Origin of the sequence: Kitasatospora sp. NPDC127116 (assembly GCF_042677365.1) — a bacterium.
Taxonomy (GTDB): domain Bacteria; phylum Actinomycetota; class Actinomycetes; order Streptomycetales; family Streptomycetaceae; genus Kitasatospora; species Kitasatospora lactacystinica.
Genome location: NZ_JBHXTL010000104.1, coordinates 27,105 through 36,960, shown reverse-complemented (window position 1 = coordinate 36,960; position 9,856 = coordinate 27,105). Strand labels below are relative to the sequence as shown.

At 71.0% G+C, this 9,856-nt stretch carries 11 protein-coding genes; 2 read left to right on the top strand and 9 right to left on the bottom strand.

Going from position 1 to position 9,856, the window contains the following annotated elements:
• Positions 1-156 precede the first annotated feature (156 nt).
• The 9 genes from ACFVHV_RS32150 to ACFVHV_RS32110 all read right to left on the bottom strand — a co-directional run bounded on the left by ACFVHV_RS32150 (position 157) and on the right by ACFVHV_RS32110 (position 7,145).
• Positions 157-1,035, bottom strand: coding sequence for a hypothetical protein (locus tag ACFVHV_RS32150; RefSeq protein ID WP_380355796.1), 879 nt, complete (start codon positions 1,033-1,035; stop codon positions 157-159).
• 826 nt (positions 1,036-1,861) lie between these two features.
• The gene (locus tag ACFVHV_RS32145; RefSeq protein WP_380355793.1) at positions 1,862-2,446 is read right to left on the bottom strand and encodes a DNA-binding protein; all 585 of its coding nucleotides are present in this window, start codon (positions 2,444-2,446) and stop codon (positions 1,862-1,864) included.
• A 312-nt stretch (positions 2,447-2,758) separates the two neighbouring features.
• On the bottom strand, positions 2,759-2,950 hold the full coding sequence (locus tag ACFVHV_RS32140; RefSeq protein WP_380355790.1) for a hypothetical protein: 192 nt from the start codon (positions 2,948-2,950) through the stop codon (positions 2,759-2,761).
• Positions 2,951-3,044: 94 nt separating this feature from the next.
• Positions 3,045-3,530, bottom strand: a complete 486-nt coding sequence (locus tag ACFVHV_RS32135) for a hypothetical protein (RefSeq protein ID WP_380355788.1) — start codon at positions 3,528-3,530, stop codon at positions 3,045-3,047.
• 741 nt (positions 3,531-4,271) lie between these two features.
• The gene (locus ACFVHV_RS32130; protein WP_380355786.1) at positions 4,272-4,595 is read right to left on the bottom strand and encodes a hypothetical protein; all 324 of its coding nucleotides are present in this window, start codon (positions 4,593-4,595) and stop codon (positions 4,272-4,274) included.
• A 175-nt stretch (positions 4,596-4,770) separates the two neighbouring features.
• On the bottom strand, positions 4,771-5,079 hold the full coding sequence (locus ACFVHV_RS32125; protein ID WP_380355783.1) for a hypothetical protein: 309 nt from the start codon (positions 5,077-5,079) through the stop codon (positions 4,771-4,773).
• A 120-nt stretch (positions 5,080-5,199) separates the two neighbouring features.
• The gene (locus ACFVHV_RS32120; RefSeq protein WP_380355781.1) at positions 5,200-5,997 is read right to left on the bottom strand and encodes a hypothetical protein; all 798 of its coding nucleotides are present in this window, start codon (positions 5,995-5,997) and stop codon (positions 5,200-5,202) included.
• 110 nt (positions 5,998-6,107) lie between these two features.
• Positions 6,108-6,569, bottom strand: coding sequence for a hypothetical protein (locus tag ACFVHV_RS32115; protein ID WP_380355778.1), 462 nt, complete (start codon positions 6,567-6,569; stop codon positions 6,108-6,110).
• Positions 6,570-6,713: 144 nt separating this feature from the next.
• Positions 6,714-7,145: an ATP-binding protein gene (locus ACFVHV_RS32110; protein ID WP_380355775.1), complete on the bottom strand. Its 432-nt coding sequence runs from the start codon at positions 7,143-7,145 to the stop codon at positions 6,714-6,716.
• A gap of 305 nt (positions 7,146-7,450) precedes the next feature.
• Between ACFVHV_RS32110 and ACFVHV_RS32105 the strand changes: the two genes are divergently transcribed.
• The gene (locus ACFVHV_RS32105) at positions 7,451-8,317 is read left to right on the top strand and encodes a helix-turn-helix domain-containing protein (RefSeq protein ID WP_380355773.1); all 867 of its coding nucleotides are present in this window, start codon (positions 7,451-7,453) and stop codon (positions 8,315-8,317) included.
• On the top strand, positions 8,317-8,502 hold the full coding sequence (locus ACFVHV_RS32100) for a DUF397 domain-containing protein (RefSeq protein ID WP_380355770.1): 186 nt from the start codon (positions 8,317-8,319) through the stop codon (positions 8,500-8,502). Before ACFVHV_RS32105 ends, ACFVHV_RS32100 begins: the two co-directional genes overlap by 1 nt.
• The last annotated feature ends 1,354 nt before the right edge of the window (positions 8,503-9,856 follow it).

Here is a 9,856-nt window from a genome sequence, read left to right as displayed (position 1 = left end):
TTTTTGTTTTTTTTTTTGTTTTGGTTTTTGTGTTGGTGGTGGTGGTGTTTGGGGGGCGGGGGGGGCGGGGGGCGGGGGTCGCGCGGCGCCCCCCCCCCCCCCCCGGCCCGCCGGGGGGGGTGGGGGGCGCCGACCGAGGCGCCCCCCACCTTCCGCCTAGTCCTGGTCGGCAGCCTTGCGGAAGGCCTGTCCGCAGCGGCCGCAGTTCAGCCCGCCGTCCTCGTCGCCGTCCTCGCGGCCGAATTCCCATACAGCGGAGCTGATCTGGATGCGGCGAGCCGCCTCCGGGCTGCCGTCCTTACCCGGCTTGGTGCAGCCGCAGATGACCAGGAACCGGGTCGGCGGGCGCTTCTTCGGACGGGTGGGGACGTATTCGCCTTCGCCGTTCTCGTCGTCTCCCTCACCCCCGGTGCCCGGGGTTCCGGTCGGCCCGCTCTTGCCCTCCGTGCCTCCACCGCCGGCAGTGGGGGCGGGACGGCCGGCACCGGCAATGGCGATCGCCTGGGGGTCGTAGATGTAGGGAAGGCGCGCTTCGTCCAGCGCCTTGATGACGTCGGCATACTGCTCGATGGTGGCCGGGGTGATCGTGCACTTGGACAGCCCTCGGACGGTGCACGGCTCGGCGGGCGGGGTCAGTCCCAGCTCTGTGGCGAGCCCCGCAAAGCGGCGGTTGTGGTACCGGCCGCTGCTGCTGGTGTCCTTGATCCGCCGGGTGTAGGCCATGCCGTGAGCGGCCTCGTGCAAGAGCGTTTCCACGGTGCGCTCGCCACCAAGGGACAGCAGCTCCCCGCCCGCGAACAGCTCCGGCGTCCGCTTGCGCGCTGCCTCGCCCTCGACCGTCCAGAAGTCCGCGCCGAAGTGGCCCCAGGTGATGCCGCCCTTGGTGCGGCCCATGCCGGTGATCATCACGACGTTGGGGACGTCGGGGTGCTGGGCCTGGATCGCAGCCCACGCTGCCTCAAGGGCGGCGATGATGCGGCTTCCGTGCTCGCGGTCGGTGGGCTGGGCGGGGATGGTGGCGGTGGTGATGGTCATCGTGCTGCTTTCCTATCGAATCGGGACCGGAGTTGGGAGGGGAACCCGGGCGGGCGGGGCGCCCGCCCGGGTGTGCGGGCTAGCTCGCGCGCCGGTCGCGCTGCCCGGGGATGCGAATCGTCGGCTGATCCGGGGTGGGCTGCTGGTCCTCGGTCATTTCGGTTCCTTTCGTCGGGTGTTGGTGGTGTCCGGGTGGGTGAGGTGCCGTTCCTCACCCCTCCCTGACAACAACTAGAATACAGCAATAGAGGATCAGGGCAAAGTCAACACCCCTTCATATCGCGACAAAACCGCAGGTCAGAGGGGGTGTCTAAATATCCCTCAAGGAATTTTCTAGCGTGTGCACGCTAGGAATCATGGCCGGTTGTCCGGCGGCCGCCGAGGTGGACGGCCTCCCGCTCGCCCTGGTCTTCCTGCTTGCCCGGAGGCCTCCGCCCCGGTTCGCCGGTGGGCGTTCGGGCCGGCCTCGGCCGGGCACCCCCGGCTGGGGGCTGAGAGATTGAGAACTCGTTGCGGATTCCTGGGGCTAGCCACAGCCGGGTCACCCCTGGGGGCGGAGGCCTTGGGCAGCACGCGGGCGGAGAGGGCAGAGCCGGCCGGCGCCCCGCGCCGGTCGGCGGCCTCGGCTGCTCGACCCGCCACACTCCCTTGTCTGTCCGTCTCGGCCTTCGTTGCTGCCGAGTCTCAGGACCGCTGGTGCTCACTACGGTCCGCCGTCCGGCCGCGTCAGCTCGGTAGCGAGCACGGAGCCGCACGCGAAGCGCGAGCAACCCGCGCCCCACCACCGACTCCCCCTGGCTGGCGACGAACCCTTAGCGTGTGCGCGCTAATCCTGCTGGTGAGACTGGAGTTCCTTGGCCTTGGTGATGATGCGGCGGGCGGTGCGCTCGCTCACCGCGAACTGCCCCGCGACGGTGGCGGCGGTCACGGCGTCGGCCTGGGCGCTGAGCTGCTCGGCGACGGTGGCGGCACGGGGGTCCGCCTTGGTCCTCGGCTTGCGGTCCCTGGCGCCGATCGTCCGCCCCTTGTACTCCACCGGTCGGTCGCGGTGCTCCTCGACGGACGCCCTGGTCCACCACCGCCGGCCGTGGCGTTCAACGCCCTCGCTCATCCGGCCGCCTGAGGCGTCGGCTCGGATGGTGGACGGCGCCAGGTCGGCGACCTGGCCGGCTTCCTTGTCGGTCAGCAGGTCGGTGGGGTCGGGGTCAGCCGGCAGTGGGGGAATTGGTTCGCCGGCCAGGTAGGCGTTCACCTGGGCAGCGTCGTAGATGATCGGCCGCTCGGAGCCGGGGAGCGCCTGCACCTTGCTGGTGAAGGCCCTGTGGTGGTTCCGACGCCAGGTGGCGACGGAGACGCCGGCCGCCCTCGCGACGTCCTCCAGCTCGTAGGTCGGGCGCCCCTGGGGGATCATCGCACTCCTCGTGTGTCGGGCCGCGCGGTGCGCGCGGTGCGTTGTTGCTGGTGGTGAGGCTACGGCCAGACCTCCGCGCTGCCTCGCCTTGGGGGTCGGTCGACGGCACGCGGTCGCCGGGGGCGGCAGCGCGGCCGGTAGCGGCTCGATGCCGCTGCCGGCCGCTCCGGCGGCCGCGGTGCCGGCTTCGGGCTGTAGACTGGAGCCGCTTTCCCCCGTTGCCTTCGTTGGGTGTTGGTGGGATGCAGCGTTACGGGCCGGTGGATGCCGTCACCCTTCGGGGTGTCCCACCGGCCCGCTGCTGTTTGGTGATCAGGCCGTGGCGGTGTGCTCCGCGCGGTCGCACGCGAGTAGACCGGCCCTCAGCTCGTCCTCGGCGCAAGCAAGCGCGGCGGCGGTCTCCGGCCCGGGGGCCTGCTCGGCGGCCCGGCGGGCGCGGGCCACCCGCCTCTCCAGTGACTCGATCGCGGCGTACGCCTGGCTGGTGCGGTCGGTGGTGGTCATGGCGCTTCTCCTGGTGCTCGGCGTTCGGTTGCCCGTGGGGTGGGACGCCCTGGGGGCGACGGTGTTGAACTCGCCGCCCCCAGGGCTTTGGTTGCTAGCTCTCCTGGTGTCGGAGCCAGGCTTCCCGGCTCACCTCGTCCTGGTAGCACCCGAACGCGTGGTCGGTGATCTCGCCGGGGGCGATCTCCACCAACTCGCCGTAGGCGAGCACGGAGGCCAGGGCGTTGACGAAGAGTTCGGCCCGGCCCTCCTCACCGAGGCGGCACAGGACGGGCACCATGCTGACCGTCTTGGTGACCTCGATCATCGCGGCCTTGATCAGGGCGCCCGGGGTGATGACCCCCCGGGCGGCGTGGAAGAGGTCGGCGGCCATGTCGCCGAGGGCCATCGCCGTCAAGTCGTCGCCCAGCTCCTCCCGCGCCGCCGGGGCGAAGTTGCGGCTGACGTACTCGGCCGCCATCGCCTGGCCGACGATCGCCCGCTCCGCCAGGCAGAAGCAGCTCCCGATGCCCTCGGCCCGCATGATGAAGACGTTCAGCGCCTGGACGCCGTGGGCGACGTGCTCCGTGTTCGGGACCATCCCGGTTCCTTTCGTTGGGTGTTGGTGGTGTCCGGGTGGGTGAGGTGCCGTTCCTCGCCCCTCCCTGACAACAACTAGAATACAGCAATAAAGGATCAGGGCAAAGTCAAAGCCCCTTCGTGTCGCGACAAAACCGCAGGTCAGAGGGGGTTTCTAAATATCCCTCAAGGAATTTTCTAGCGTGTGCACGCTAGGAATCATGGCCGGTTGTCCGGCGGCCGCCGAGGCGGACGGCCTCCCGCTCGCCCTGGTCTTCCTGCTCGCCCCGGAAGGCCTCCGCCCCGGTTCGCCGGTGGGCGTTCGGGCCGACCTCGGCCAGGCACCCCCGGCGGCCGGGGGTGGGCCCTTCCTCGGTGTGGACAGCTGTGCCGTCATCCCGGGTTCTGGGGGCCGTCAACTCACCACGTTTTTAGGTGAGTTGACGGCCCCCAGGTTCCGGGATAGCCCGAAGGGTGGCCACGCCGAGGAAGGGTCCGGCACCGGCGGGCTACAGCAACCACCTACCCACCCGCACCTACCCACCATCCCCACCCCTTCCTTGGGCGGACCGGGGTTCGGGGCGGAGCCCCGGGGGGGTGAACGCCGGCCCTGCAACCACAGCCAGGACACCGGGACGGCCACCGACAGCCGGCCCCGTAGGCGGCCGCGGACGACTTCCGCACGCGGTGGCGGCACCCCCCACCGCCACACAGGGGCGCCCAGCACCGATCCGCCAACCAACACGGCGGGCCGGGGGCCGGTCTACGCGTCGCCGAGGTCGTAGATCGAATCGGGTTCCGACCGCCGTGCCTGGTGCCCCTTTCCGTCTGGGTCGACGGTGATGATGCTCGGTTCCAAACCTGCCCACTTCCAAACGATCTTGAGTTTCCGCGATTTCTCGCAGGTGTTGTGCCAGTAGACCGTGGTGGTCCAGATCCCGGAGTCGTCCCACGACCAGTTGAAACAGCCGTTTGATCCACGGTGCGTGGTGCTGCGGGTCTGCGCGGTGGCGGGGCCGGCCATCGTGGTCAGGAGGAGGGTGCCCGCCGCAACGGCGGCGGTGAGGAGACGGCGGGTAGGTTTCACGTGGTGCCCCTGGTGATCTGCCCCTCGTCGCGGGGCGTGTACCGGGGTGAACCTTGCCGCCGGAGCGCGGGTTGCGGCGTTCACCTGATCGGACCACCCGGCGAAGCAGCGCCCGCCGAACGGGAAGGCCCGCTCCCCCGGCTCGGGGAGCGGGCCAGGTTTCAGCGTGTGCACGCTATCGGGTTGTTCGCCTCTCGACCGCATCGGTGATCGCGGCGGCCTCGGCGTCCGACCACCGAGCGAGCGCGTTCTCCGCCTCCTCGCGGAACTCCGGGTGGTGCTCGGCCAGGTGGACGAGTACGTACGCCAGGCGGCGGTGGTGCCCGGCCACGGCGTCGGGGTCGGTCTCGCCTCGAAGGGTCTGCATTCGCAGTTCGTACGACTCAGCCATCAGGCTGTTCATCAGCCGGAGGGCGTCCATCGGGGTGGTCACCGGCGGGCTGGTCTGCCGGAGGAGGTGTTGGCGGAGTTCGTCGTGGGCCATGGCGCTCATCCTCTCGTACTCGGGGGGGCATGGGGGAGGCCCGGACGCGGGGTCGTCCGGGCCTCCGAGGATGGCGGTTCAGGCCGGCGCCGAACCGGTCCGAACCGCCGCTCTGGGGTCCTACCGGGGCAGGATCGCGGGGCGGCTCGTGCTCCACCCGGCGGGGGTGGTCAGGGAATCGGGGCGCTCGACCCACCGGCACGTCCAGTCGGTCACATCGGGCTGGTGCCGTCCTCCCCACTCAAGGCAGAGGTCGGCCAGGCAGCAGGTCAGGGTTTCGGTGGCAGGGTTCGCGTCGCTCGGCCAGATGCCGTCAGGCCGCAGGTAGGCGGCGCTGTCGCCGGCGGTGAGTGCGCACGTCGGCCCCCACTTCGGCACGCCCACCGGGACCACGCCGGTGATCATGTCGTCCGCTACGGCGGCGAACATCCACAGCGCGGGGTACTGGTCGGCCGTCATCCGGCGCGGGAGTGCCCCGGTCCGGCGCAATTCGGGCGCGGGCCGGGCGCCGGGAAGGGCTGGCGGCTGGTTGTGGAGGATGCCGCCGGCCCGGGGCGGGGCAGCGTCGGGGAGGTCACACCCGAGCGCGCGGGCACACAGCAGGCCGTCACGCGGGTCTCGGCCGGCTACGACCCACGGGTGGAGGCCACCAAGGGCCACGGGCGCGATGATGACGCCGCTGGGCTTGAGCTGGTCGATCCATCGGGGGGACAGCCCGCTCACGGCCGTGGTCACCACGATCACGTCGTAGGGCCCGGCTTCGGGGCGTCCGTCGTAGAGGTCGCCGGCCTCGACGTCGACCAAGCCGGCGTTTCGGCCGGCCGGTCCCAGCCCAGCCCGTACGTCCTCGACGTCGGCGGCCGTGCTCTGGAGACTGACCACCGTCCGCCCGGTCCAGCGGACCATCCGCTCGGCCACCGGGCCAGGCCCGAGGTGGAGCGCCCAATCCCCCGGCCGCACAAGGCCGGCGAGCACCGGGGGCGGCCCCGCCACGGGCGGGGCGGTAACGGGCGCGGGGAGGTGGTCCATCACGGTGCCTCTCGGTGCTGCGGCGGAACGGTGGCGGGGGCGAGCTGGACGGGCGCGGCCACGGCGGTGAGCGTCACGCCGCTCCGCAGGAGCCACCGGCGCATGTACGGCCTGTGCTTGGACAACTCGCCTAGGGCGTGCTGGAGTTCGCTCCGATCGGCCCGCCAGAGGTCGACGGCGAGCGAGCTGCGGGCGGTCATCCGCGAACGGTACGTACCAGCGGCGCGGTACAGCCACCTCATTGCCTGGCTCGGTCGGGTCACGTGGCTGCGGGCGATCGGCCTGCGGTGCGTCTGGGTGTCGTCGCCGAGCAACAGCCGCAGCGTGATGCCGCCGAGGATGGGGGCGGTGTAGAGGACGGCCGGCTCGTCCAGCTGCTCGTGGTCCGGGCGGCGGGGCAGGGACAGCGTCCAGTCGTGCGGGGTCCGGACCGTGTAGAGGGTCCGGCGGACGGTCACCACGACTTCTCCTTCGGGGGGTAGGGCTCCTAGCGGGGGTGCGGGCCGCTCCCGCCGGCCGGGGGAGCGGGGGAGCGGCCCGCGCGGCGTCGGGGGGTACGCCGCCGGAAGACCCGCCCGGCGTTCACCGCCGACCGGGTCGTGGTCTCACGTCGTGGTGCGGGTGCGGAGGCAGAGGTGGGCCCACGCGATCGTCCCGCCGGACCGGGGGTGGTGGCACCCGGCCGAGCCCCCCGTCTCCTGGGCGAGACGGCGGACGACCGCCAGACCGCGACCACCCTCGTGCCACCACTCCGGGTGGCTGGCCTGCTTGGTGTGCCATGCGCCGAAGTCGCGTACGGCGACTGACAGCAGGCTGCCGCTCGTGGACAGGCGGAGCGCAACCTCCTCGCTGCCGCTGTGCTGCCAGGCGTTGGCCGCGTACTCAGAGAGGATCACCAGCGCGGCGTCCGTCGTCGGCTTCGGCACGTGCCAGATCCGGGCGGCGAGGCGGCCGATCTGGCGGAAATCGCCGGCGGTCTGCTGCGTCAGCTCGACCATGCACGCCATCTGTCGGCGGTGGCGCGCGGCTTCGGTCATGGGGACCGGGACTCTCTCCAACTGGAGCACGGTTGCCACGTGCCCCTCCCTTCCGGTGCCGCAGCTCGGCGGCCTGGGGAAACACGCCCGCACAGATGATCACCATTGGTGATCATCTGAGAGCGCATGGTGATTGGCCATTGGCAGTATGGCACTGAAATTCCCTCTGTGGGAATCTCATAGCGAACATCTCCTGATGGGCAATCAGTGGAGCGGCCGTGCCTGGACCCGTAGTTCCGAGGGGAGTTGCCCTGGTGGGGCGGACTGGAGAGACTGTCCACGGTTCGCCGGACAGAGAGGGTGAGATGACGGCTGGTACAGGACCGACAACCCGCCGGCGACAACTCGGCGCGCTGCTGTTCCGTCTCCGCAAGGCCTCCGGGGTCACCCTGGAGGAAGCGGGACCGGCGGCGGGCACCAGCCGCAGCACCGCACAGCGCTACGAAGGGCCGAGCGGGCCGGTACGGTGGCCGATCGTCGATGCGCTGTGCGCCGTCTACGGGGCGTCACCCGAGGACCGGGCCCTGGCCGTCGACCTCGCCAAGAACGCCAAGGTACTCGGCTGGTACACCGATGCGAGCATCCCCGATGCCCTGCGGTCGCTGATCATGCTGGAGGACGAAGCGAGCGAGCTGCACTTTTTCAGCGCGGGCTACGTCCCGGGCCTGGTGCAGACACGTGCGTACGCGATAGCGGCCCACCGGGCGTCCGAACCACGCGCCGACGACACGGAGTTGGAGCGCATGGTGGACGTGCGCATCCGGCGACAGGAGATCCTGGAGCGGGACGCGCCACCGCACCTGTGGATGATCCTGGATGAAGCGGTGCTCCGGCGCCAGGTCGGCGGGCCGGCCGTGATGGCCGAGCAGATGGCATACCTGGCCGAATGCTCCCGCAACCCCCGGATCACCGTCCAGGTGCTGCCCTTCACCCGGGGCGCCAACAGCGCGGAGAGCATGGGATTTGTCATGGTCAGGGGTGCTGACCAGGCGTTCGACGTCGTATACCTGGGAAATCTGACCTCCTCCCTCTACCTGGAGAAGGGGTCCGACCTGGAGCGCTACCGGATCGCGTGGGACTACCTACAGGCGGACGCGCTGAGTACGGCGGATTCAACCGCACTGATCGCCGCGACGGCCGAAGGGTACGCCGCGGCCGCAAAGGAGACGTAATGCGCGCTGAGCTGACCTGGCGGAAGAGCAGCTACTCCGGCGGGTCCTCGACGGAGTGTGTCGAGATCGCCGAGACGACCGAGGTGTTCGTCCGGGACAGCAAGGACCCCCAGGGTCCGAACCTCACCTTCGAGCGGGAGGCCTGGGGCGACTTCGTGTCCTGGGCCGCATCGCTGGAGATCTGACAACACGCCGGACGCGACGGGCCGCCCAACCGGGCGGCCCGTTGTGCTATCCGCAGTGCATGAGCTTTGACGACCCGTCCCCGTCCCTGTCGCCCCTCGCCTTCCAACCGTGGCCAGACACCACCACCTCGACCTCGGCACCAAGCTGGGCCGACCCCCCGCGCCGCCGCCGACCGTGGGGCCTGGCCGTGGCGGCCGCCCTGGTGCTGCTGCTCGTGGCGGGAGGCCTCGCCTGGTCCCTGCTGAGCGGCGACCCGGCACCGGCGGCCCGGCGGCACCTTCCGCCGCCCGCCCCGGCGGCCGCCGACTTCTCCACCCTTCCATCGCCGACCGCGCCGCTGTCGACTCCGGCCGCTCCGCCGACCGCATCCGTCACGCCGGCGCCCGCCGCCGCACCCCTGGCTGAGACTGCGATGGCCGAAGCCGGGGCCGGGGCGGCCGGCTCTGCGGACGGCGGGGAAGCCGTGGCGGACGACGACACCACCCCGGCTCAGCGTCCGGTCCGCCCTCGCGCGGGCTCGTCCCGGCCGGCGACGAAACCGGTGTCACCGCGCGCCGAGGTCCGCCCGGCACCGCCGGCCACGGGCGGCGGTCAACCGGCACAACCACCGGGCCTTCCTGCGGCCCTGGACATGTGCGCGGCTGGAGAGCAGTACGGCGGGTGGGCCCCCGACAGCACGCAAGCCCGGCTGTGCCGCAGCACCCTGGGACACCGCCACGGTTAGCGTGCACACGCTAGGACGGTTCCCAGAAGTCGTTGCCGCGACTCGTCGCGCTGGCCGTCGTTGGACACGACATGACCAGTGAGGCACAGGACAGCCGCGAGAGTGGACACCGCCGGCCGCACGCCGCCGAGGACATGTGGACGGGCGGCGGTCGCCACCGGCGACCGGCGGAGCCGGTCCCGAAGTGGGAGCCGACGTCCGCGGAATGCACCTGTGGAACATGCGATCCGGAGCTGTGGTGGCCTAGGTGCGTACCGCTCCCCGCCTTCGACCCCGAAGGGGAACGCAAGAGGCTGGCGGAGCAGTGCAAGGCGATTGCCGATCTTCCGCCGGCTCGACACCGCCGGCCCCGCCTGGATGACCCGGTGCCGGACGGCACGATCTCTCTCTACGAGCGGCGGGTTCGCCGGGAAGTCGAAACTGCGCTCGGCGTCCGGCAGCCGCCTCGTAAGGCGTAACGCTGGACGGCTTGCCGGCCGCTTGATGTGTGCCGAGTGCAGGACGAGCGCCCTTCCACTGCTGTGGTTGTGCCCCCCCTGTTGGGGGGGGGCAAACACGAGTGTGGCTGTGTGGGGGGTTGGTAAAGCCGGGATAATAAACAGGACGAAACGCTTGGACGCCCAGAGGGT